The organism is Capnocytophaga bilenii (genome assembly GCF_017565765.1).
Lineage (GTDB): Bacteria > Bacteroidota > Bacteroidia > Flavobacteriales > Flavobacteriaceae > Capnocytophaga > Capnocytophaga bilenii.
Genome location: NZ_JAGDYP010000008.1, coordinates 117,597 through 137,709, shown reverse-complemented (window position 1 = coordinate 137,709; position 20,113 = coordinate 117,597). Strand labels below are relative to the sequence as shown.

The 20,113-nt window shown below is 39.3% G+C and carries 31 protein-coding genes; 2 read left to right on the top strand and 29 right to left on the bottom strand.

The window, feature by feature from the left end:
* Nucleotides 1–176: 176 nt before the first annotated feature.
* The 29 genes from J4N46_RS12870 to J4N46_RS10500 all read right to left on the bottom strand — a co-directional run bounded on the left by J4N46_RS12870 (nt 177) and on the right by J4N46_RS10500 (nt 17,961).
* Entirely contained in the window at nt 177–299 is a 123-nt protein-coding gene (locus J4N46_RS12870) for a hypothetical protein (RefSeq protein ID WP_262897144.1), read from the bottom strand.
* Nucleotides 296–862 carry a YcbK family protein gene (locus J4N46_RS10635; RefSeq protein ID WP_208059270.1) on the bottom strand — a complete coding sequence of 189 codons (567 nt, stop codon included), beginning with the start codon at nt 860–862 and terminating at the stop codon, nt 296–298. Before J4N46_RS10635 ends, J4N46_RS12870 begins: the two co-directional genes overlap by 4 nt.
* Before the next feature lie 88 nt (nt 863–950).
* The gene (locus J4N46_RS10630; protein WP_208059269.1) at nt 951–1,409 is read right to left on the bottom strand and encodes a hypothetical protein; all 459 of its coding nucleotides are present in this window, start codon (nt 1,407–1,409) and stop codon (nt 951–953) included.
* Complete coding sequence (locus J4N46_RS10625) at nt 1,409–1,966, bottom strand: hypothetical protein (protein WP_208059268.1); 558 nt, start codon at nt 1,964–1,966, stop codon at nt 1,409–1,411. The genes J4N46_RS10630 and J4N46_RS10625 overlap by 1 nt, the downstream gene beginning before the upstream one ends.
* Before the next feature lie 12 nt (nt 1,967–1,978).
* Nucleotides 1,979–2,950, bottom strand: a complete 972-nt coding sequence (locus J4N46_RS10620; protein WP_208059267.1) for a hypothetical protein — start codon at nt 2,948–2,950, stop codon at nt 1,979–1,981.
* A gap of 23 nt (nt 2,951–2,973) precedes the next feature.
* On the bottom strand, nt 2,974–3,381 hold the full coding sequence (locus tag J4N46_RS10615) for a hypothetical protein (RefSeq protein WP_208059266.1): 408 nt from the start codon (nt 3,379–3,381) through the stop codon (nt 2,974–2,976).
* A gap of 18 nt (nt 3,382–3,399) precedes the next feature.
* Nucleotides 3,400–3,882 (bottom strand): carboxypeptidase-like regulatory domain-containing protein, encoded by a 483-nt coding sequence (locus tag J4N46_RS10610; protein ID WP_208059265.1) that lies wholly within the window; start codon nt 3,880–3,882, stop codon nt 3,400–3,402.
* Between the two features lie 6 nt (nt 3,883–3,888).
* Nucleotides 3,889–4,347, bottom strand: a complete 459-nt coding sequence (locus J4N46_RS10605; RefSeq protein WP_208059264.1) for a hypothetical protein — start codon at nt 4,345–4,347, stop codon at nt 3,889–3,891.
* 10 nt (nt 4,348–4,357) lie between these two features.
* Nucleotides 4,358–4,849: a hypothetical protein gene (locus tag J4N46_RS10600; protein WP_208059263.1), complete on the bottom strand. Its 492-nt coding sequence runs from the start codon at nt 4,847–4,849 to the stop codon at nt 4,358–4,360.
* Nucleotides 4,846–4,995 (bottom strand): hypothetical protein, encoded by a 150-nt coding sequence (locus J4N46_RS10595; protein WP_208059262.1) that lies wholly within the window; start codon nt 4,993–4,995, stop codon nt 4,846–4,848. Before J4N46_RS10595 ends, J4N46_RS10600 begins: the two co-directional genes overlap by 4 nt.
* A complete protein-coding gene (locus J4N46_RS10590) occupies nt 4,973–5,830 on the bottom strand; it encodes a hypothetical protein (RefSeq protein ID WP_208059261.1) in 858 nt (285 codons plus the stop codon). The genes J4N46_RS10595 and J4N46_RS10590 overlap by 23 nt, the downstream gene beginning before the upstream one ends.
* An 11-nt stretch (nt 5,831–5,841) precedes the next feature.
* The gene (locus J4N46_RS10585) at nt 5,842–6,120 is read right to left on the bottom strand and encodes a hypothetical protein (RefSeq protein WP_208059260.1); all 279 of its coding nucleotides are present in this window, start codon (nt 6,118–6,120) and stop codon (nt 5,842–5,844) included.
* A gap of 2 nt (nt 6,121–6,122) precedes the next feature.
* Nucleotides 6,123–6,497, bottom strand: a complete 375-nt coding sequence (locus J4N46_RS10580) for a hypothetical protein (RefSeq protein WP_208059259.1) — start codon at nt 6,495–6,497, stop codon at nt 6,123–6,125.
* A gap of 86 nt (nt 6,498–6,583) precedes the next feature.
* On the bottom strand, nt 6,584–7,171 hold the full coding sequence (locus J4N46_RS10575) for a hypothetical protein (protein WP_208059258.1): 588 nt from the start codon (nt 7,169–7,171) through the stop codon (nt 6,584–6,586).
* Nucleotides 7,172–7,217: 46 nt separating this feature from the next.
* Complete coding sequence (locus J4N46_RS10570; protein ID WP_208059257.1) at nt 7,218–7,667, bottom strand: hypothetical protein; 450 nt, start codon at nt 7,665–7,667, stop codon at nt 7,218–7,220.
* Between the two features lie 125 nt (nt 7,668–7,792).
* Nucleotides 7,793–8,395 carry a hypothetical protein gene (locus J4N46_RS10565; RefSeq protein WP_208059256.1) on the bottom strand — a complete coding sequence of 201 codons (603 nt, stop codon included), beginning with the start codon at nt 8,393–8,395 and terminating at the stop codon, nt 7,793–7,795.
* Nucleotides 8,396–8,404: 9 nt separating this feature from the next.
* Nucleotides 8,405–8,764, bottom strand: a complete 360-nt coding sequence (locus tag J4N46_RS10560) for a hypothetical protein (RefSeq protein ID WP_208059255.1) — start codon at nt 8,762–8,764, stop codon at nt 8,405–8,407.
* 11 nt (nt 8,765–8,775) lie between these two features.
* Complete coding sequence (locus J4N46_RS10555; RefSeq protein ID WP_208059254.1) at nt 8,776–9,561, bottom strand: hypothetical protein; 786 nt, start codon at nt 9,559–9,561, stop codon at nt 8,776–8,778.
* 5 nt (nt 9,562–9,566) lie between these two features.
* Nucleotides 9,567–11,450, bottom strand: a complete 1,884-nt coding sequence (locus tag J4N46_RS10550; RefSeq protein WP_208059253.1) for a hypothetical protein — start codon at nt 11,448–11,450, stop codon at nt 9,567–9,569.
* A 247-nt stretch (nt 11,451–11,697) separates the two neighbouring features.
* Entirely contained in the window at nt 11,698–11,952 is a 255-nt protein-coding gene (locus J4N46_RS10545) for a hypothetical protein (protein ID WP_208059252.1), read from the bottom strand.
* A gap of 249 nt (nt 11,953–12,201) precedes the next feature.
* Entirely contained in the window at nt 12,202–12,648 is a 447-nt protein-coding gene (locus J4N46_RS10540) for a PIN domain-containing protein (protein ID WP_208059251.1), read from the bottom strand.
* On the bottom strand, nt 12,645–12,908 hold the full coding sequence (locus tag J4N46_RS10535; RefSeq protein ID WP_208059250.1) for a glutaredoxin-2 domain protein: 264 nt from the start codon (nt 12,906–12,908) through the stop codon (nt 12,645–12,647). The genes J4N46_RS10540 and J4N46_RS10535 overlap by 4 nt, the downstream gene beginning before the upstream one ends.
* Before the next feature lie 70 nt (nt 12,909–12,978).
* Nucleotides 12,979–13,227, bottom strand: coding sequence for a hypothetical protein (locus tag J4N46_RS10530; RefSeq protein ID WP_208059249.1), 249 nt, complete (start codon nt 13,225–13,227; stop codon nt 12,979–12,981).
* A 14-nt stretch (nt 13,228–13,241) separates the two neighbouring features.
* Nucleotides 13,242–13,469 carry a hypothetical protein gene (locus J4N46_RS10525; protein ID WP_208059248.1) on the bottom strand — a complete coding sequence of 76 codons (228 nt, stop codon included), beginning with the start codon at nt 13,467–13,469 and terminating at the stop codon, nt 13,242–13,244.
* 51 nt (nt 13,470–13,520) lie between these two features.
* A complete protein-coding gene (locus tag J4N46_RS10520) occupies nt 13,521–13,970 on the bottom strand; it encodes a hypothetical protein (protein WP_208059247.1) in 450 nt (149 codons plus the stop codon).
* Nucleotides 13,960–14,475 carry a MazG-like family protein gene (locus tag J4N46_RS10515; protein ID WP_208059246.1) on the bottom strand — a complete coding sequence of 172 codons (516 nt, stop codon included), beginning with the start codon at nt 14,473–14,475 and terminating at the stop codon, nt 13,960–13,962. Before J4N46_RS10515 ends, J4N46_RS10520 begins: the two co-directional genes overlap by 11 nt.
* A gap of 19 nt (nt 14,476–14,494) precedes the next feature.
* Nucleotides 14,495–17,317, bottom strand: a complete 2,823-nt coding sequence (locus tag J4N46_RS10510; RefSeq protein ID WP_208059245.1) for a hypothetical protein — start codon at nt 17,315–17,317, stop codon at nt 14,495–14,497.
* A gap of 142 nt (nt 17,318–17,459) precedes the next feature.
* Complete coding sequence (locus J4N46_RS10505; protein WP_208059244.1) at nt 17,460–17,687, bottom strand: hypothetical protein; 228 nt, start codon at nt 17,685–17,687, stop codon at nt 17,460–17,462.
* A gap of 28 nt (nt 17,688–17,715) precedes the next feature.
* Entirely contained in the window at nt 17,716–17,961 is a 246-nt protein-coding gene (locus J4N46_RS10500; protein ID WP_208059243.1) for a hypothetical protein, read from the bottom strand.
* A 220-nt stretch (nt 17,962–18,181) separates the two neighbouring features.
* Between J4N46_RS10500 and J4N46_RS10495 the strand changes: the two genes are divergently transcribed.
* Nucleotides 18,182–18,517: a helix-turn-helix domain-containing protein gene (locus J4N46_RS10495; RefSeq protein ID WP_208059242.1), complete on the top strand. Its 336-nt coding sequence runs from the start codon at nt 18,182–18,184 to the stop codon at nt 18,515–18,517.
* Nucleotides 18,517–19,233, top strand: a complete 717-nt coding sequence (locus J4N46_RS10490) for a hypothetical protein (RefSeq protein ID WP_208059241.1) — start codon at nt 18,517–18,519, stop codon at nt 19,231–19,233. Before J4N46_RS10495 ends, J4N46_RS10490 begins: the two co-directional genes overlap by 1 nt.
* Nucleotides 19,234–20,113: the final 880 nt, after the last annotated feature.

Here is a 20,113-nt window from a genome sequence, read left to right as displayed (position 1 = left end):
TAAGGCCGGAGAGGGGGCAGCCGCATTGCCCGCAGCGTTCTACGCCTAATGTTACTTTGTGCAGCGGGCAGCGACGGCATATGGCTAAACGGCGTGCTGCTTCGGCTTCTACTTGGAGGTCGGAGCGCAAAATTGCATTCTTATAGCCTGTTATTATTCCTTTCATCTGCTAATGATTATTTTCGATTTATCTGATAGAGCATTATTAGTACGTTGATAGCGGATAATGCTATAGAAATTTGCCAATAATGTGCGTCTTTGGCTTGTGGTGCGGGCTTGTTGGTAGTTTTCTTTTTCATTTTTTACCTTTGTGTTTATATAGATAATAGCCTCCTGCAAGTAGTACAATTACCCCTGCGGCTATTAGGTAGGGAAAATATTGGCTTTTGCCGTTATCTACGGGGGTGAGTTGCTCGCTTTGTAAATCTTCGTTGCCTTCGCTATTCGGGGTATTGGCTGGTAGGGTATTTACTTTTTTTTTTCGGTTGTCCCAGCGTGCGGCTGTACCACGAATGTCGTAATGTACGAAGTTGTCATACAAGCCTACGCCTCCTTCTTTTATTTTGCCTGCTGTAATAAGCTGTTGTAGGGTGGCTGCGATTTGCTCGGGGGGTACGCCTTTGACTACGATGTCGGCAGCACTGGCAGTGAGGTGTTGTGAATTGTCTGCGCCTCCTACTTTTTTGTTGTGTGCTGGGGTACGGTATCCGCTGGTAATGATAATTGGTTTATTGCCTAATGCTGCCCTAAGTACTTCTAACTGTTGTGCAAGGGCTTTTACGTTGGGCATATACTGATTGGGGACGTGTGTGCCGTCTTTACAATTGAACTCTTTGATGTGGAAATGTGGTGTGATTTGCATTTTTATTTGGTTTTTAGATGCTTTTTACGACTAAAACGATATAATAAATAGGCACTACCTAAGAGTATTAAAACGCCGCTACTGATGATTAGTTTTTTTTTATAGCGTCTGTTTTTTTGCTGATTGGTAGCATTGCGTAGGCTTCGGTATAGCTGCTTTCAGGAATTAACAAATAGTCTTTGCCGCACTCCATTTGTGCTATGGCTTTGGCAAGGGCTATATAGAAACTCATTGTAAAGGCTATGGGCTCGTTGGGTGATGTTTGTAATGCCTTACACACGTGGTTGATATAGGCTTGTGTGTTGTTTTCGTGTGGGGGTGCCCACTTGGTGATGAGCTTGGCAATGGTGTTATAACCATCGCGGGTGGCAAGGGTGTGGGCATTGATCATTAGGGCTCGCAAACCGTGCTCGATAGTGATAAACTGCTCGAAGGGGCTTGTGTGGGCGGTGTCTTTGCCTTGCCACTGGGTGGGGGTGCTGCGAATGTTGCCGGGATTGTTGCGGCGTATGCCTGCAGCGTATTGGGTGTTGCGAAAATCTTTCATTAGAATACTTTTTTACTGATTGTGAATAATGAGCCTAAGAGTTCTACATCTACTTCATAGCGTAGTTGTTTTAATATTTGCTCGCTGTTGGTTTTTAGGGCTTGCAGCTGCTGCTGGCGATTGTCTTTATTAAACAAATTGGTGAGCCCTTGAACGCCTCCTGCGGTGTCGTTGAGCGTGGTGAGAAGGTTCATTGTTGGGAGCTTAATTTCTATATCTTTGATTTCAAACAAACCTCCTGCTGCTATCTCTATCTTTGAAAGGCTTTGCAGCGAAGCGTGTGCTAATAGTTTGTTACCAATAAATACCCGTAATACTTTAGCCTGAATAGCCCCACCGCTGGAGGCTGTAAAATCTTGTGCAGTGGGATTTTCTAAGGTAAGGTCTAAATATACAAGTAAATAATTAAACGTAAGGGTGTGTATATGTGGGATACTTGTACGAATGAGTATCTTTGAAAACAGTTCTTTTGCCTGATTTACTTTGGCTTTGGTAAAACTCATTAGAGCTATGGCAGCTATGGTGATGCCTCCGATGATTAGATATTTTGCTTTCATAGGTTTATTGTTTTATCGTTTGAAAAATAGGACTATGATTGTGGTTGCAATGCCTGCTATGGCAGTGATGAGTAGCCAACGTGGGTAATAGGTTTTTTGGATAACTTTTACTTGTGATTTTTCTTCTTTTAGCTGGGCTATACGATTGCGATAGGTGTTGAGTTGCTGGGCTAAGTGCTGGTATAAAACAAGCTGATTGCGGTAGGCATCGTAATAGATGCCGTATTGGTTATTTCCTGCTTTTTTAGTGGTGTTTAGGCGTTGTAGTAGTAGTTTTATTTCGTGGTTGCAAATGCTGTCGCATTGGGGCTGTATGGTGCGAATTTGGGGCACGTTGATATAGAGGGTGTCGGTGAGTGGGAGGGTGCGCTCTACGACAAGGGTGTCGTGTTGCACTATGGTTATGGTGTGCTGCTCTTGGGTGGCTTGCTTGGGTAGCTTGCAGCCTACAAAAAACAAGGGCAGTAATAAAATAAGGGCTACTACAGCCTTGCGTGGTTTATGTTTTTTCTTTTTCACGGGCTTTTCTTCAGTTTTTTCTTCGGGGGTTTGCATATATACACCAATATCGTCTAAGGCTTTTTGTAAATCGTCTCTGTGGTCTATAATCTGACCGAGAACCACTCCAGCTTTATCTAACCGTACTTTATCTTTGGCTCTTTCGTAGATAGATTTAAATTCGGTAATACTGATGATAATGGTGATTACAAAAGTGAAAAAGGGAAAGAAAAACAAGGTATAGTTATAGTATTTCTCGGCGTACCATACGGCAATCATTTGCATACCGTCTATAATAGTAAGGGCAATAAGTACGTTGTAATATTCAGCAATTTTATTAATCGTTCGTCTGTAGCCGTAGGAGGTGGGCTTAACGCCGTAGGCACGAGCCTTACGCGTACCACTCCAAAAATCGGCTAAGATTAACAGAAACACTAAGATATAAAAAACGAAAAGGATACAGATAGCAACAGTTATTTTATTCATTGATTGAGTTTTTTATTTATTGATTATTGAGATAATGAAACAACAGAATTAGAATATTCTTCTTGGAATATATTAACGACTTTATCAAAAACAATAATATGCAGAAGAAAGAACTTATCGCCAGAATAAGGAAGCACGGCTTTTCCTATCGTAGGCTTTCCTTGTGTATTTAATGTAGCTTGTCCTTTATTGATTAAGACTTTATATTCAGCGTCATCGTCAGCAATTTTTATGACGAAGGGGCTAGGGTCATCGCTTACTACAATGCGCCCGCGTGGGTCATTTTCTAAATCATCAGGACGAGGCTTTAGTTCGTTGTTGATAGTACTAAGAGCAATAGGGTTTCGGATACCTAATGTAGCATTAGAGCTATTGCCACCGCTGCTATTGTTATTGTTGTTATTGATTATTTGTACAAATTTTCCTACCATTTTGCGTAGTTTTTTAGGTTAAACATTTACTTTTTTTGGTTTTTCTTTGCGGCTAAAAGCATAGATTAAGCCCCCTGCCAGCACTAATAAGCCTCCCCATAACCACTTACTGCTGGTTTTTACTTTTTCATTGAGGCTGCCAGTTACGGTTACTTCTTCCAATTGGGTAGTGTTGGGTTGTAGCCCTATAGTGCTTACCCCTTGCAGTACCTTAACAGTAAGGCGTTGTGTGGTGTAGCCTATATAGCTTACTTCAATTTGATTGCTAATATCTTTAACGGTTAGGTTTTTCATCAAAAAATAGCCGTTATTGTCGGAAGTAGTACCCGCTATAGGGGTAATGCTTCTATTAACGATATGCGCACCTGCTAAGGGCTGTTGCGTTTTAGCGTCTAATATTTGTATTCTTTGCGTGTTCATTGGACATTGCGGGTTATACACGTCTATCATACCAACCTGAACGGTTGCGCCTGTTTGAGGATTTTGTGTGATTGTATTCATAGCGTGTTATTTACAAATTATACGATAATTGAGGGTAGGGTACTTTTTCAGGATAGAATTAAAGTCATCGGAAGAAAGACTTTCTTCTAACCAGCCAGCTAAATCGAGGCGTCTGTTTTTTGAAAACATACTACCCTGATAGAGGTGGCAAGCAAAATACTCCTTAAATTCTTTCATATGATAGTCGGACGGCACTTGGTTGATAAGCTCTTTTACCTGTTCTTTGTTTATCATACCCGTTTTATTCATCACCAGCAACAACGAGCGGCACAATTCTTTGACCTCCTTGCTATTGCGGTACTGTTTTAGTTCCTGCCTGAACGAAGGGCTGTTATCGGGTGTTTTTTCGGCTTCTTCTTGTATATAGCTACCTTTTTCGGGCTTAAACAAGAAGTAAGCTAAAGCACCGAGCCCCACGAGCGATACGCCCGCTATAATGTATGCTGTTTTTTTAGTTACTTTCATTTTTTATCAATTAAAAAGCGTTTTGTGCGTCAGCACCCATAAGGCGGCGCAAGTCTTTCAATTCATTTTCGGATAAATCTCCTTGCAGGAACTCAATCAAATCTTCGTCGCCGCTATTACCCAGCGAGAAGTTCAGGCTGCCAGAGCGTTTGCCAAAAGCATTATAAACATCTACCCAGCCATTGTAATTCACGCCTGTAAGATTGTTTTTTACTACTTGTAGGTTAGTACCCATACCTTTCATAGCGGTGTATAGGGCTTGTGCTTTGGCTTTGGCAGCGGAAGGCGATACGTTGCTTGGTTTTTTGTTGGGATCGTGTTTTAGCTTTCGGAAACGATTTTCCCAATAGAGCTTGTAAAATGCGCCCATTCCTAAACCAACAATGGCTACCCCTACTAATACAAACCCGATGTTGATTGATGTAGTGATAGCCTTTTGATTGTTTTTGACGGCAGATTGAGCGATGACTTCACCTACCGAACCTAATTGTTGTTGTTTCATTTTATTTTAAGAAATTTTTTTACACCTATCCAAAGTATATCACTACTGAAATAACTGATAGCAGTTTTGTTATCGACAAGTGAGGATAAGCGTTCTAATACTTTCTCATCTAATTGAGCTAATTTATTGAGGTATTGCTGTTTCATTTTGTAAGGCATTTAGATAGGTATATAATGCGTTAATTTGTTCATCGGTAACACTGGGCTGGCTAATAATATTGAGAAATTCTCGTTTTACGGGCGACAAATCGGCAGCGGCAAGGGCTGGCGTTGCAGCAGCGGCAGCAGAGCCTCCCATATAACGCTCGGCTACCATAGGCAATATAGCACCCATAGCGTCCGTAATTTTTTCAAATGCGGGGCTTTCGTAGAAGCCTTTTTTGTTTAAAAGCTCCTCTTTTAGCTGCAATTCGTGTTTTTTATCAGCTGTGTCGAGTTGTAGCCGTAGGCTTGCTTTTTCTTCATTCAGGGTGCGTACTTGGCTACGCAAATCTTTGTTTTGCTCACGCAAATCGTCATTATCACGCTGCAAATCACGATAACGCTCTTCAATAACCTTGCTTTGTATCCAATCGGTATGCAGCACGGGCGTATATCCTAAACCAGCAGGATAGGACACGGGAGCCGCCATATTAGCAGGTAGTGCAGCAGTAGGGGCGGGCACAATTTGTGAGGTTTGCGGCAGCCCCTCAGCAGCACTTAAATCTTTAGGTTTAAAGTTTATCATTAGCGTATCTATTTTGTAAGACTTACGATCGGGGCGCAACTTATGTAGGTCTATAGTAACCTCGCCAGTAAAGCCACTAACGGGTAGCTGATTAATAAAGCTATTTACTGAACCATATAGGCTATTAATGTCGCTCAAGCTAAACAGAAACTTACGCCCTGTACTCTTGCTAAGGCGAGCGTCCCCTTTGCTCACTGCTATAGCGTGCTCTGTGCTTTCATTTAGAAATTTCTCTATTCTTTCTACCAATTCCATATTTTTAAGTATTATTCTAAGGGCACTATATACCTGATAATGGCTTCGTTAGTTTTACCAGCTTCATTTTTAAAGGCTATCCGAAAAGCGGTATTTACTAACGCAACATTGCTTTCAATAAAGAAGAATTGACCAGGAGCTATTTCTTCCCTTACATCATCATCAATTATCAAAGTTGTTTGCCCTGTATTTTTCAGACTAAAACTAATCACACCACGCTGATGGGTGTCGTTGAAAAAATCAAAGACGATGTCGCCCGTAATACGAATGCCGTTTAATAGTCCTTTCATTGTTATTCTTGGTTACAAGTTACATTGCGCTGTATGGTGAATAGTAATTCACCTGTAAAATCTTGTGTAAGGGCATTATCGGCAAGCAAGGATACTTGAAACTTGTTGTTGTTAGTCTCAAAGCCTACTTGTTTCATACCCTGAATATAACCGCCTCCTTTGTGCTGAAAATCGCGGTAGTCGGCAGGCTCTATAATGGTATTACTCTGTGGGTCACGCACACTCATTTCAACAGGAAAAGCGGGGCGTTCATCGCTAAAAGGGATATAATGTACCCCTACACATTTACCCTTCTCGAGCGTTACATATTCGGTTTGAGCCCTTTGCCCTGCTGGGATATGTACTTTTACCCTATTGGTGATTATACTACTTGTCATTATTAAATTATTATTGAGTTATAATTGCTATAATGCTACCAGCGAACTGGTAGCATATAGCCAAAATACTAACATTGAAAAAAACACTATCGTTTTACATAGGTTTCAAAACCTTGTATCAATACTTCAACGAATGATTTGTCGCCACTCACTGCTGGTGTGATAACACTACCTTGAGGAGTTTCAATGGTTACATCAATGGTTTGTGTAGGCTCGAATATAGCCAAGTAACCTAACTTGCGATAATATTCGTCAGAATTCTTCGCATTGTCAATACTTACAATTGGCAACTTGATGATTACCTCGCCGTTTTGGCGTGCCACAAAGTGTGAAGCTAATAGCTCGGGTGGAAGTGCTTTGTTGTAATTTACTTCCCATACTTTTTTGCCGGCTGCTGCTTCGCCATACTTGATAGTAACGGCTTGTGCCACGAAAAAGCGTCCGTTGTCCAAACGGTTGCCGTCAAAGTTGGTTACCCCTACTTCTTGGGTACTATTACCATTGAGCAAAGGCACGTTGCCCCCTGCATTGAATTGAGAGCGAATGTACAATTCGCTGCCTGTAGGTTTCATACGCCCCATAGCTTCGGGGGTAAGTCCGAATTTAGCGGCTTGGCGCGCCAAAAAGGTGGCTACACGGGTATATTGTTCTTCGTTGTTGTAAAATTCGTTCATTGTTTTATGATTTTTATTAGTTATACAAATTAGTGAATACTGAAGATTAGCTTTCAGCGAAATAGTCGGCAGCAGATAGGAAGCCTACGGCTTGGGTACTGGTGTTGCTGGGTACATCTTCATAAGGGTAGTACTCGTGTTGTGGCACGGTAACATACACGGTTTCGCTTTCGGGAGCTCCTAAGGCTGGCTTCATTATGCTGTCGTCTTTAAAAGGTTTCTTACCATCATCGGTAAGTATAGCTTTTAGTGCGTCAGTAAATTGTGCGGCTGCTAAGCCTACGCCTGCGCCTTGCATTGCTTTACCAGCCATATCTTTAGGAGTAGCAAGGGCAGCAACGGCTACGCCAACAAGCCCTAACAAGCCGTGACGAATGGCAGTCTTTTTTATGGTCTCTTTGAGCTTGTCGGCTACTACACGCCCTGCCATACCTCCTGCGAGGGCACTTGCGGCAAATACGCCGCTATCGGTTATTGATTTTTGGTCTATCTTCATTGTTATTAAGATTTTTAAAAGGTTTATAGATTGTTGTAATTCTGTGGCAAAGATACATATAGGGCAAATGAGGAGGGGGACGATCGGGCACTATCGGGAAGGATAGGGTAGTATTGGGCAGAAAACTATGACTTTTTATTCATTACCATAAATAATAGGGCGAGTACTGCCACGCCTCCGAGACCTAAACCGATATAAAGTGCGGTGTTGTCCTTAGGAGCATCGGCGTCTGAAAGTAATTTTTTTTGTAAATATTGTTGCATAAAGTTATTACTGTTATTATCAGTATAATAAACCTTATCTTCTACGTAGTCTTCCAACCGTCCTTCTTGTTTAGCTTGTGCAGCTTCGTAGAGTTGTCGAGCCTCTTCCTGACTTATCTGGCGACCATCTACTGAGATAGGACGCCCTCCCTTGTACATATTAATAACGTTAGCAACACCCCCTGCGACATCTAACAAGTCATTAACTCGACCTATTACACTATCTACATTGACATTGTTACGTTCTAACCAGCTCCCGTATTTTTCACGGCGAGCCGCACGTTCAGCTTTTCGTTGCTCTCTACGTGTGGTGCGTTCCTGCCTAACTATCTCCCGCTGCTGTTGGCGAGCTTGCTGGCGTGCAGTGTCCCGTTTTATTAAACTTAGCCCCATACCTGCATTGCAAGTACTGCAGCCATTGAGGCTGGGGGCTGCTAATTGGTATATAGGTAATTTACTTTCCATATTTTTTAATTATTTTTTTATTATTGTAAATAGCATTCCTATTAATATAATACCTCCGAGCATATACAAGTGAGTGTTATCCTCTTTTTTATCAGTAATTTTGTCGGTGAGTTTTCGTTGCGTCCTGATGTCTTCAGCGTGCTGACTTCTTTTTGTTGCATAATCAAAACTATTTCGCTGTCGTTGTAGTTCCAGCTTTTCTTTTTCAATAGCAATCTCTTCAGGAGACTTGGTAATATGGTAATGATTTTCGTTGTGAATAACGTTTCCTTCATTGCTACTATTACTTTCGCCTCTGAATGAGTTATATACATTAGCTCCTTGCTCTAATATATCAAGCCCTGCATTTACATAATCAATGGCAGCCATAATGTTTGTTATTAAGATTTATTTTTTTTCAGCAGGAAATACCCTCCTACTAAAGCAATACCTACTAAAATTATCGTTTTAGAGGTTTTAGAATTGCTTGCCGCTGCATTTTCAGCAGCCTTTTTTGCAGCTGCTTCTTGTGCTTCACGGTCGAGGGCTAACCTTTCAGCGTCTTTGTTAGCTTGGAAGGAGATACGGGCATCGGAAATTCGTTTTTCATAACTTTTAATTAATTCTTTTTTCTCTGAAATACTCTTTTCTAATACTTGTATAGCGTTTTTTTGTTTCTGAAGATTTTCTACTGAAAATTGTGCTTTTAAATTATCTAATGTGGTGCTAACTGAAGAGAGTTTTTGCTCTAACGGGCGGGTACGCTCAATACTTTCATTTAATCTTTCCTCATAATGCTCACACGAAAAGGCTTTATTCCACAGTCTCTTTCCAAACCATCCCAAACCGCTGAGTCCTTCGGCATTAGCTTGTTCTTTAGGAGTATTCTCCCAAGCATCGGCTGTAAGTTTGAGTTTTTCAGCTTGTGAAGTTAGTTTTATAAGTGTTTGTTGCAACGCTTCCTGTTTTTGTACAAGCAATGCAAATTCCTTTTGTTGAGCCCCCGTTTTTATTTCTTTTATTTGTCGCTCTATCTCACTAATTTTGGCAGGGAACGAGCGTTCTATAGCTTCCTGTTGTTCAGCACGGGCTCTGTGGTTATCACACCCTCCTAAACCTAAGCAGGGTGAGTTGAGAGAGGTATTAAATACATATCCTCCTCTTCGTTGTTCGTATTTGTCAAACATAAGATTTATTTTTTATTATTGTTACTCATAGCGTAGATAACTCCTATACCGAGAACCCCAACAAGTGCAAGTTGTATTGTTTTTTTATCCTGCAACTTAGCTTTATCATCGGCGGTTATTTGTGCTATTTTTTTTATATTATCAAAAGATTTTCTCTCATCGTTGAGGCGTTGAGCTCGCAGCTTTTGTAAGTCTTTCCAAAAATTCTTATTACTCTCACGATACGCCCTTAACGCTTCTTGCTCTTCATCTTTTAATTGTTGAGCATATTCTTGCTCGTACTTAAGATATATTTTTTGTTGCTGCAATTGCAACGGGCGTTCGAGGTTATATCGTGTAATTACGGGCAGCCAAACGTTATCCCTTATGGTACTTATTTTTTCGTTGAAAGGTAGCATTTCAGATTTATAAGCATTTGCTTTTTCGCTACCATATTTTATAGCAATCGTAGTTGCTTGGTCATCTAACCAGCGTATAAACGTTTCTTCATATTGATAAGGATAAGCTCCTATTTGTTGCTTATTAGGCTCTACTTGTAAGTATCTGAATGAAGCTCGTATTGCATTACGGCTTGCGGGCACGATAAAGTACCAGCTACGAGCTGATGTGTCAGCTTGTTTCTCTATTATCTGAACATTATAATTTTCTTTTAACTTTAAAACCAAAACTTGCAACAACTCATCTACAGCTGACTTTATACTATCAACAAAATCCTTGTAACTTAAAAGAGTATCGGAACTGCATTTTTGATTATGAATTTTGCATTCGTGCCTATAGTGTGCCACGCCTAAATCTACTTCACGAATAATGTGGTTTATTGATGTTATAGCAGCAGCTTCTACACCTTGTGCTAATTTGTTTTCTATTTCCTTGACTGTATTTCGGAATTTGTCATAGAAAAAACGCTTCAGATTTTCATTAATAAAATTGGAAGTATAGAATGCACCTGCACACGGGTTGCCCCACATCATAATTGCAAGGGCTACTACCGATGTAACAGCAGCCAAACATAAACCTATTGCAGTACCAATGCCAGGCACTGCGTTGGATATAAGAGCCGTTTTAGTACCGATAGCTACAACTGCTGAAGCAACTGTAGATGTAGCTGTACCAATTGCTTTGACTTTATCAACATTAGCTTGGTTGTGATAATTAGCGGTTTCTTGAGCTACTTCTTTACTTAAGTTGTAGCTTTGGTTCATTAATTCAGTAAGCTGATCGTTTAAATCATTAACTTCAGTGTCGTTGCTTGTTGTTTGCGATGTATCGGCAGCGGCGAGTGCGCCCAGTGTGCTTATGGGGCTGGCACTGGGGGTGGAGCTTGCGCCTACTTGCAAATCGTCTTTGCGCAAAAATGGTAGTTCTTGCATTGTGTTGATAGTGCCGTCTATTACGTAATATCCGCTGCTTAAACTGCCTGTAGTTTGGTTTTTGGGCACCACTATATATACGTGTGTGAAGGCGTTGGGATTGGAGGCTTGCACTATGCGGCGCATATAATGGCGCACGCCCGCATTGAGTAGGACGGTGCTGGCAAATATGGTGTACGACTTGCAATCGATACCTTCAAAACGGGATACCCAGCTGCACGCTGGGGAGCGTAGCAGCTGTTTATCGCCGTCTATGGCATATTGGAAATGCCAAAATAGGAATTGGTGCAACTCGTTGCACAAAGAAAGTAGAGAAATGCCACTAAAGAACTTGGTAGTGAGTGTGCGTGTTTGGTGCTGATACTTGAGTGCTGTTTTTGCCATATGTTTTAGGGCAAAAGCGGTATCGCCGTTGCCGAGCTTTTTTGAAGAGCAGTCGGACGGGGGCATAAAGGCATCGTAAATGGTACCTGTGCGCACTTGGCGATGTAAAGCACTATTGATATCGGCAGCAGTCATATAATTAAAATTTCGGCAAATATAGTGCTTATGGTGCGGCAAGGGGGACGATCGGGCAGGATAGGGTAGTATCGGGAAAGATAGGGTAGGAAACTGCATAAAAAAGCCCGCTATTAGCGGGCTCGTGATTACTTTTTAAGGGTGCGCTTGTAGATACACCAACCGAAAAGAAAGTAGTGTTTTACGGTGCGATTTTTCGGTAAGTAATATTGTATCGTGAGTGTTTTCATTGGTGCTTTCATAGGGCTTACTTGTTTTCAGGGTTAGTAAAATAGGGGTTTAGCACTTCGATGAAGGCATTGAGGTAATTTACCCCGCGTGCTATGCCGTATGGTATGTTACCTTCTTCTAAAAAGTACTCGGCTACGATTTGGTTGTAGAGCCGCATTGTACGGGCAAAATCTTCTACGCAGGCAGGGCTTAGGAAGTACTGATTGACTGCTTCGGCGGGGTAGCAGAATTGGGTGGTTGGGGCTGTGGTTGTTGCGTTATCGGTTTTCATTGTATATAAAAATAAAAATATCCGTGAGTGGGTGCTGTTCAAATCACTGCTGTACGCATAGATGTATGCCATTACGGGCATACGACACCTTCACGGATATATATTATTGATATGTGTTTGCTGGATACAAGTCCAGCAGTGATTTGAACGCTGCAAATGTACGACAATTTTTGAAAGTTGTAAGCGAAAAGCAAAAAAAACTTTCGCTTGTGGGCAAAAGTTTTTTATAAATGGTTGAGGATTAGGGGGTTATTTTTTCTTTTTGTAGAGGTGAGCTCTAAGCTCTTCGGTAGTAATACAAATATCGTAACCTTCTTTTTTTAGACCTTTGGCAAGGGCGTTGTCGCAAGTCCAAATTTTATGCCCTTTTTCAAGGTGCAAAGCGATAAAAAGATAGTCATCTATATCTATGTTTTTAGCTATTTTGGCTGCTTTTATTCTGTTTTTCTTTTTTATATCGTCTAAGTCATAAAAGGTAATGTTTTTAGTAAATTCTTTTAGTAAAGAAAGAGCTTGTTTTTTAGTGAGCTTATTTCTTTCCATAATTTGTGGTAAATGTTCTTTTACTTCTTCTAAAAGATAAGTAGGAGCTATAAATTGTATTCTTTTCTTTTTACCTTTCAAAATAGAAGCAATAGCTCCTTCTGGTTTGTAGAAACAGCTAAAAATAATATTACTATCGGAGATTACGGTCATTTTTTTTGTTTTTTTTGTGTTTCTTTAGCAGCAATGGCAGCTTCCCAACGTTTTGTCATATTTCGGTTTGCTTGCTTGGACATTGCCATTATTTCATCTCTATATTTAATGGGAATACCATTTTCGTCTTCCTCTAAATCATCGGGTGCAGCAAGGGCTTTTTTTGATTTTGTAACTTTTACAAAATCAAGTGTTTTTGCATATTTCACAAAGTTTAGGGCTTGTGGGGTGTCACTGGTAATTGTTATTGTATAAGACATAATATATCCGTATTTTTTGTTAGTATATGGCAAAGGTACTAAATAATTTGCGAATTAGCAAATAGTTGGTTTATACTTTTAATTTTTGGTTTTTTAGTTCTTCTTCGAGCTCGTCAGATAGGGCATAGCCTTTGGGCTTGCCATAGAGCTCTACAAAGGTAAGGAACTCTTGTAGGCTTATGATCTTGCTTTTGTCTTCATTGGGGCGATATTGTGCAATAATATCATTGATGTAGGTGCGGATTTTCTTCTCGCTATACTGATGAAGGTATAGCTCATAGAGTTGCTTTTTTGTTTTTACGTAATTAAGGACTTTCATAGTGTAATATTTAATTATGAATTTTGTTTGAGGGCTCGCTGGTACAATTCGATGTATAATTCTTGTATCTTGGGGCCTACGGTTTTATTGGTGTAGGTGTGTGCGCTGGTGCGTGTGCGTCCGTTAATGGTGATTTTGATACCTACGGTGTCTATTTTGTTGGGTAGGGCATAACCTACTACTACAATGCCGTGCTTGTCGCAATAGGAGAAAGCACGGGCAAATTCTTCGGGGTGTATCATATGAATTTTGAATTATGAATTTTGAATTTTGAATTGGGGGTGCGTGTTCGCTTATAATTGCTTACTTTTATAGGTTTGTATGAGGGCTTTTACGAGGGCTTCACGGGCTTTTTCGTAGGTTTTATATCCTCTATTCTTTTTTATATATATAAATTCTTCTCTTACTGCAAGTTTGGGGATATATTTTTCATACAATGTTTGGTATTCTATCCAACCATTAAAACCTTTTTCTCTAAACCACTCAAATACTTGTTCCCAAGTGGGGGCAGATATAGAGCCTGATACATTGAAAGTTTCTTCATTGTAATTACCTATAAGAAATTCTTTAATATCTAACGAATAAACACAAAATAAATTTTCACCTCCATTTTTGAGGTCTAATAGAATTTGTCCGCTTGCGTCTATTAGGTAAAACATTGTAGATTTGTGAAAGCCTATTGCTTTGAGCTCTTGGGCAATGTCGGGGGACACAAGCCAAGTGGGGTAATCGTTATTTTTCATCTTTTACAAATTTGCCGTTTATAATTTTTCCTGTTCTGTTTTTGATTTCGTTGTAAGCAATATTCAGGCACACCTCGAGGGAGGTGTTATTATTGATAGTTATGTTTTGTAGGTTTCTCAATATATTACTTACAGTACTGAATATTGTTACTTTTAGTGGTTTGTACGAACTATAAGCTATATCTCTTAGAAAGAATGCAATTATATCATTTATGGTTAAGGCGCAATATATGTTTATAGCCTCACTATCATCATACTGAATTTGCTTATAGACTTTTACAAAGTCTATTTTCTTAAAATAGCAGTAGTTGATGAGTGTTACCATTACATCGCCTATAGCGTCCTGAATGGCGATGGGGTCATCGTCATAACACGCTTTGATAACTTCGCCAACCTCCTCGTGGGTCTTAAGGAGCTGGTCAAAGGGGGTGAGGTTATCAAAAATTCCTCTTTCTTTTGCCCACTGATGAATGAGTGGGACGAGTTCTTGGATTGTTTTATTCATTGTTCTATAATTTTTAATGTTAAAAATCTATGCCGTCATCGAGGTTGTCGAAGGTGGGTGCTGTGGGTGTTGGGGCGTGCGGTGTGGTGCTTGCGCCTATGGGGGTGGCTTGTGGGGCGGCTTCTACATAAAAGCATACGGTGCTTTGTCCGTTGATTTTACGGGGTGCCTTGGTGAGTACCCAGCCTTTCATTGTGCAGTACTCGCTTAGCTTATTATATATTTGATTGGCAGGGTATTTTCCTCCGACTTCTTCTAAGGCGGTACGGTTAAATTCGGGCCTGCTAATATAGTTGTTTAGGTTTTCGGTATTAGAAAAATAATCGTTGAAAAATGCCATAAAGTTGTCGCCAATATTGATAAAGGCTCTTCGGTTTTCGAGGGCTTGTAATGGGGCTTCTACTTTATTGGGGCAGGCGAGGAAGAATTGTAGGCAATTGAGCATAAAGTTATAATCGGCGTTCCATTCTTCTTCAGAGCAATCGCTATCCATTATATCGCGTCCGCCAAAGCTATCGGATATTTTTCGTGTAAATTGGTAGTTATTTTTGGGTGTTTTGGCGTGGTAATAGTCGGAATTTTGATAAAATAGCAATCGGCGTACGAGTGAGCTTTCTTCAAAATCGGGTACGTAGTTGGTTGTGGCTGCCATTTTTGGGCTTTTTTCAAAGGGTATGTATAGTATTTTTCCTCCTTTGTGATTAGCTTCAAAATCGCCAGTTACTTTGTTGTAAAATTCGCGGAAGTCTTGGTTGAAGTTCATATCGTCTAAGAATACTAATCGGGTGCGTTCATCTACTTTGTCGAATGGGAATTTGTCGTTTCCTATGGTTTTTCCGTCAATGTATTTGCTTTTTATCATTGTGCGTACGCCATTGACGAGGAATGATTTACCAGTACCTCCGTATGAACCGCGTGCGGTTGCACCTCCTTTGTAGTCTGTACCCATTACGATATAGGCTTCGGAGGAGCGTTTGTGCTGGTGTAATAGGTATCCTACGCAATATATTTTGTTGAGCAGGTGTAGTTCTTGGAGGTAATTTTCTTCATCGGTGAGGTTGGGGCTTGTGATTTGGAATGGGTGTAAATCTTCTTCGGTATTGGGGCAGGCGTCTTGTTCCCAATATATGCGGCTGGAATTGATAAGTACTTTAAAATATCCGCTTGTGGTGTTGATATTGCGCAGGCGCAGGCGTCCTTGTTCGTCTGTATAGGTTTGGAAGGCTGGTGGTTGTATGTTTAGGGGGTGGTTTATGATTTGTTCTTGCCAATAGCGCACTGGTAGGGCGTTGGTATAGTTGTATTCGGCAATTGTGTTTGCTTCTATTTTTACGGCTTTATTGGCGAAGAAATACCATTGGAAATTGCGCCCGCAGTGGGGCGTTCCGTTGGTGTATGGGGGTAGCATTTTGAGGTGTGAGGGCTGAAAGGCTACTGATGAGAATACGCGGTTTCGCACGGTTTCGACAAAGACTTTGTTGTCTAACCATTGGAGTACGAAGTTTTTTATATTGGTGGATATTACTTTGCTTATGCAGCCGTTTTGGAGGCTTACGAAATCGCATTCGTCTTCTTTGAGTTCGGTGTATGATGAGGTGTAGGTGTAATAGCCTTGCAGGTTTAGAAAATGTATTACCTTGGTGGGGCTAAATTGTACGGTTCCTTTGTCGGATAGGCTCCAAAAGCGGAAGTTCAGGGCTTGTTGTAACATTTGTTTGAATAGGTTTTTTACTGTATTTTCGCCTGCGGTATGGAGTGAGCGTATCCAATCGGCAAAGTCTTTTTTGCGATTTTTTTTGAGTTCTTGTGGCAGCCATACGAGTCGTATGTCGATGAAAGTATCGGCTATATAGGTGGCTTGGCGCACGCCTGTAGTATCTAAATCGGGCACGTAATATATTCGTTTGGCTATCATTGATAGGGTGTTGTATTCTTCGGCATTGATTACTTCTGTTTCGGAGTTGAACCATATTACGTTGTAGCCGAGTGAGGCTATATTGATGCCGTCGGTTCCTCCTGTAGCGATGATTACGCTGTCGAGCTTTAGGGTGTTGATTTGTGAGGTGAGTTGGTTGCGTGTTTCTTTGGTTTTTGCGTTTTTTAGTTCTTCATTTAGGGCGTTTATTTCTTCGATATCTACTAAATTTTGTAGTCTGTCCCAGCCATATATGATGCGTTTTCCTGTTTTATTTCCTACGAAGTGGTGTTTGGGGTTGTGTATGTCTTTTCTGTCGGCAAAGGGCTGATATAGTTTTACATAGTTGCCTTTGTCGTAGCCAAATATGGGGAATTCTGGGGTGGCTTGTACTGTTTTTTTGTATTTTCCTTTGTCGCTTATTCCTATGGTTGTATAGCTTATTACTTCTTTAAAATTGTATTGTTCGAGGAGTTCTTTGGTGTAGAAGGGGAATAGGCGGCGTATTACTTTGGTATTTTTAAGATCATCGGCAAATTGTACGCTCCAAGTGCCTACTTCTTCGGTGGGTGTGCTGCTAAACTCGGTTTTTGGGGCTATTTTTTTGCCTTCAGGGAGTGATACGCCGTAGGAGGCGCATAGTTTTTTTATGGCTTCCCATACGGTGCAATGGTCGCGCTGCATTAGGTAGTCTATAGCGTTTAATCCTTCGTTTGATACGCCAAAATCGGTAAAAGTATAGGGTGAGGTGCTGTTGCGTTGGTATAGGTGGCAGGAGCCATTGTCGTCATTGGGGCGCACGCGAAAGCCTTTGATACGCCCTCGATTGTTTGCAATTTGTGAGGCAAATTCATCGAGGAAGAAGTCTCTACCATAGTTGGTAGCTTCCCAAAGTTGCTGTTTTATGAGTTCTAAATTGTCGTTCATTGGAGTAGTCTTTTAAAGGTTGTGTTAGCATAAAAAGAAAGCCGTGCGTGAAGGTTGCGCAGTTGCACGGCTTTCATTGACTAACATCCAGTATATGTTTAACTTTTAATGTCAATTGGTGCGTGTTCGGTACGTGTTCGCTTTAGCTTCGGTGTACTTGTACTAGCTCTTCAATGGGTAGGCTAAAGACTTCGGATAGGGCGATCAGGAAGGAATAATGGGTGAGCTTGTCGCTGCCATAGCGTATCCACTTTTTAAGTGTGCTGGTATTTTCGGAGGTTTTAATATGCAGGTGTGCGATAGCGGTGTCATCAATTTGTGCTATTATCTCTGGTTTTATGGTTACTGTTATGGTGTGTGATTGTATCATTGCTTATTTATTAATTTTGTGGTTTGTACTATTGTTTTACGTATTGTTTAAAGACTTTTACTATAGTACCCATTATTGCAACTGTGGTGCGCACTTGCATTTTGTCGGCATTATTGATTAGGGCTTTTGTAAGTCTGGTTATACTATACATACTATCATTGCATTCTATGGTTAATCTTTCATTTTCGTCATCAATGTCGTACAAGTTAATTGATAACCTTGCAATAAGTTTGAGGTCATTTGTGTTTTTTTCTTGGGTGTTCTCTGTGTACATAACGTTCTTTTTTTTAGGTTTCTGTTTTAAATGTCGTAAATAGTTCGTATATTTGTTATCTAAAAGAGGAACTTAAAACGGAAGCCTCTTTTGGTACTCATTTACGGGGGCAAAGATATAAATAATATTTCAATATGCAATAAAAAATATGTTGTTTTGCAATAATTTATTTCATAAAGAATATATGTTGTTGATTATTAATTATTTAAATTTGCACATTATGATAACACAAGAACAAATATTAAAGAATATTCTAAAAATCCGTACAAATAAAGGGTTTACACAACAAAACGTAGCGGAATATTTAGGGATAGAACAGGGTAGTTATAGCCTTATAGAAAAGGGTAGAAGAGAATTATCCATTGAACGTTTATTGCAAATTGCTATTTTTCTTGGGGTAGATGTAAAAGACATTATTACTTATCCTAATAGTGAACAGAACAATAGCGATGATGAGGTAAAAGCTGTATTGCAGATTGAACTTAAAAAAGATAAAAAGGAGCAGGTGATGAAGCTTATTTTTGGCGATAATAACTTGGAAATATTAAATAAATAATGGTTAAGAATATATCAATAATACTTTCAGTAGCAGCATTCATATTTGCAGTACTCACATTTTGTATTATAAAAACTAATTTTATTATTCCACAAATAGATACTAATAGCTTTCTTGTTTCTGTCTTAGCCATTTTAGTTACAATATTATTAGGTTGGCAAATTTATAATATTATTAAAATTAAAGATGAAATAACTAATATTGTCAATGACAAATTTAGAGAAGAAGAACTTAAAATGAAATCTGAAATAACAAAAATTCATGATATGTTTTTTGCTCTTAGCTTTGAATTTTATAGGGATAATACCTTCTTAACTAAAGATGAATTTTTTAAGTTAAGAAGTATTTTATTTGCGCTTTATTATGCTAATAAAATATCTATAAAAGATGATGAAACTATAAGAAGATATATAAATTATTGGAATAAGAAGCTTTTAAAGGATATAAACAATGAAGAATATATAGAGGTTTTAAAAAGTTTTTCACAAGAGCAAAAGAAAATTATAATTGATATTATAAATTTAGACACTAATATTTTAGCTTTTTCAGAGCTCAAAGAGATATTAAAGGATAAGCCTATTGAAGATTGTACACAAACCATAAACAATACAGAGGACTGCCAGCAGCTGAAAGAAGAGAATAAACGGCTGGTGCAAGAAAATTCAAGCCTGAAAGATAAAATTATACAGCTAATGGAGGAAAAAATGAAGAATTAGTAAGGTGAAGGTTGTAAGAATTCTTACAACTGCCCAAAAACTTACAACCATACTTACAACCGCTTTTTTGGTTGTTTTTTCTTTATTTTTTATTCTTTTTTATTTTATAATATATTGATATATAAGAATATAAAAGAAAAATAACTATATAATAACTCGCCTGATTTTTCGTTTGGTTGTAAAAGTTGTAACAATTTTAAAAAGTTTAGAGCCGACAGGAAAGGGGTGCGGGGTCTGCTGGGTGGTGATTGCGTTATCTGAAGTAAATAGTATCATTAAAAGCAACCTTGCAACGGGTCTGTTTCGGGACAAAATATAGTATAAAAGTTCTTTTTTCTTGTAAGAATAAGCCTTTATAATCAGTTAGTTATACTTTGTTGGAGTTTTGATTTTTATTCAAGTCCCGCTCCGAGTACAAGTTTGCTTTTTAAGTGCTTAGTATTTAATTGGTTAGGTTTTAGAAAGTGTGATTTTTCCCAACATTTTCCCAACAATTTGAAAAGAGTACATTTTCTGAAGGATATTTCCCTTCAAGAGTAGAGTGAGAAAATTAAAAAATCATTATTTGAAAAAGTAATGATTTTTTATCCTACTAGATAAGAGACAATATTAGTTACTACTATTGTGCTCATATTTTTCTCGTAAATTATTTGTATTGATAAAAAATGTTGTATCTTTGCGTTGCAAAAGGAAGGTTTTGCCTTTGCAGGTTGAGTAAGGCAGTGGCTTACTTGTAAAACTGATACCGATATACGTTCTATTGGTTTCCTTGCTTTTGTTTAGCAGAACGTTTCGGACGTTAGGTCAAGAGGGGACATTATTAGTCATCTTAGACATCTGTTATAAGGAAGTCGCTTGTTATTTAGAGCGACTTCCTTTT

Bases quoted from the DNA above. Each gene is read 5' to 3' on its own strand.
- J4N46_RS12870 (WP_262897144.1), bottom strand. From the start codon at position 299: ATGAAAAAGAAAACTACCAACAAGCCCGCACCACAAGCCAAAGACGCA.
- J4N46_RS10635 (WP_208059270.1), bottom strand. From the start codon at position 862: ATGCAAATCACACCACATTTCCACATCAAAGAGTTCAATTGTAAAGAC.
- J4N46_RS10630 (WP_208059269.1), bottom strand. From the start codon at position 1,409: ATGAAAGATTTTCGCAACACCCAATACGCTGCAGGCATACGCCGCAAC.
- J4N46_RS10625 (WP_208059268.1), bottom strand. From the start codon at position 1,966: ATGAAAGCAAAATATCTAATCATCGGAGGCATCACCATAGCTGCCATA.
- J4N46_RS10620 (WP_208059267.1), bottom strand. From the start codon at position 2,950: ATGAATAAAATAACTGTTGCTATCTGTATCCTTTTCGTTTTTTATATC.
- J4N46_RS10615 (WP_208059266.1), bottom strand. From the start codon at position 3,381: ATGGTAGGAAAATTTGTACAAATAATCAATAACAACAATAACAATAGC.
- J4N46_RS10610 (WP_208059265.1), bottom strand. From the start codon at position 3,882: ATGAATACAATCACACAAAATCCTCAAACAGGCGCAACCGTTCAGGTT.
- J4N46_RS10605 (WP_208059264.1), bottom strand. From the start codon at position 4,347: ATGAAAGTAACTAAAAAAACAGCATACATTATAGCGGGCGTATCGCTC.
- J4N46_RS10600 (WP_208059263.1), bottom strand. From the start codon at position 4,849: ATGAAACAACAACAATTAGGTTCGGTAGGTGAAGTCATCGCTCAATCT.
- J4N46_RS10595 (WP_208059262.1), bottom strand. From the start codon at position 4,995: ATGAAACAGCAATACCTCAATAAATTAGCTCAATTAGATGAGAAAGTA.
- J4N46_RS10590 (WP_208059261.1), bottom strand. From the start codon at position 5,830: ATGGAATTGGTAGAAAGAATAGAGAAATTTCTAAATGAAAGCACAGAG.
- J4N46_RS10585 (WP_208059260.1), bottom strand. From the start codon at position 6,120: ATGAAAGGACTATTAAACGGCATTCGTATTACGGGCGACATCGTCTTT.
- J4N46_RS10580 (WP_208059259.1), bottom strand. From the start codon at position 6,497: ATGACAAGTAGTATAATCACCAATAGGGTAAAAGTACATATCCCAGCA.
- J4N46_RS10575 (WP_208059258.1), bottom strand. From the start codon at position 7,171: ATGAACGAATTTTACAACAACGAAGAACAATATACCCGTGTAGCCACC.
- J4N46_RS10570 (WP_208059257.1), bottom strand. From the start codon at position 7,667: ATGAAGATAGACCAAAAATCAATAACCGATAGCGGCGTATTTGCCGCA.
- J4N46_RS10565 (WP_208059256.1), bottom strand. From the start codon at position 8,395: ATGGAAAGTAAATTACCTATATACCAATTAGCAGCCCCCAGCCTCAAT.
- J4N46_RS10560 (WP_208059255.1), bottom strand. From the start codon at position 8,764: ATGGCTGCCATTGATTATGTAAATGCAGGGCTTGATATATTAGAGCAA.
- J4N46_RS10555 (WP_208059254.1), bottom strand. From the start codon at position 9,561: ATGTTTGACAAATACGAACAACGAAGAGGAGGATATGTATTTAATACC.
- J4N46_RS10550 (WP_208059253.1), bottom strand. From the start codon at position 11,450: ATGACTGCTGCCGATATCAATAGTGCTTTACATCGCCAAGTGCGCACA.
- J4N46_RS10545 (WP_208059252.1), bottom strand. From the start codon at position 11,952: ATGAAAACCGATAACGCAACAACCACAGCCCCAACCACCCAATTCTGC.
- J4N46_RS10540 (WP_208059251.1), bottom strand. From the start codon at position 12,648: ATGACCGTAATCTCCGATAGTAATATTATTTTTAGCTGTTTCTACAAA.
- J4N46_RS10535 (WP_208059250.1), bottom strand. From the start codon at position 12,908: ATGTCTTATACAATAACAATTACCAGTGACACCCCACAAGCCCTAAAC.
- J4N46_RS10530 (WP_208059249.1), bottom strand. From the start codon at position 13,227: ATGAAAGTCCTTAATTACGTAAAAACAAAAAAGCAACTCTATGAGCTA.
- J4N46_RS10525 (WP_208059248.1), bottom strand. From the start codon at position 13,469: ATGATACACCCCGAAGAATTTGCCCGTGCTTTCTCCTATTGCGACAAG.
- J4N46_RS10520 (WP_208059247.1), bottom strand. From the start codon at position 13,970: ATGAAAAATAACGATTACCCCACTTGGCTTGTGTCCCCCGACATTGCC.
- J4N46_RS10515 (WP_208059246.1), bottom strand. From the start codon at position 14,475: ATGAATAAAACAATCCAAGAACTCGTCCCACTCATTCATCAGTGGGCA.
- J4N46_RS10510 (WP_208059245.1), bottom strand. From the start codon at position 17,317: ATGAACGACAATTTAGAACTCATAAAACAGCAACTTTGGGAAGCTACC.
- J4N46_RS10505 (WP_208059244.1), bottom strand. From the start codon at position 17,687: ATGATACAATCACACACCATAACAGTAACCATAAAACCAGAGATAATA.
- J4N46_RS10500 (WP_208059243.1), bottom strand. From the start codon at position 17,961: ATGTACACAGAGAACACCCAAGAAAAAAACACAAATGACCTCAAACTT.
- J4N46_RS10495 (WP_208059242.1), top strand. From the start codon at position 18,182: ATGATAACACAAGAACAAATATTAAAGAATATTCTAAAAATCCGTACA.
- J4N46_RS10490 (WP_208059241.1), top strand. From the start codon at position 18,517: ATGGTTAAGAATATATCAATAATACTTTCAGTAGCAGCATTCATATTT.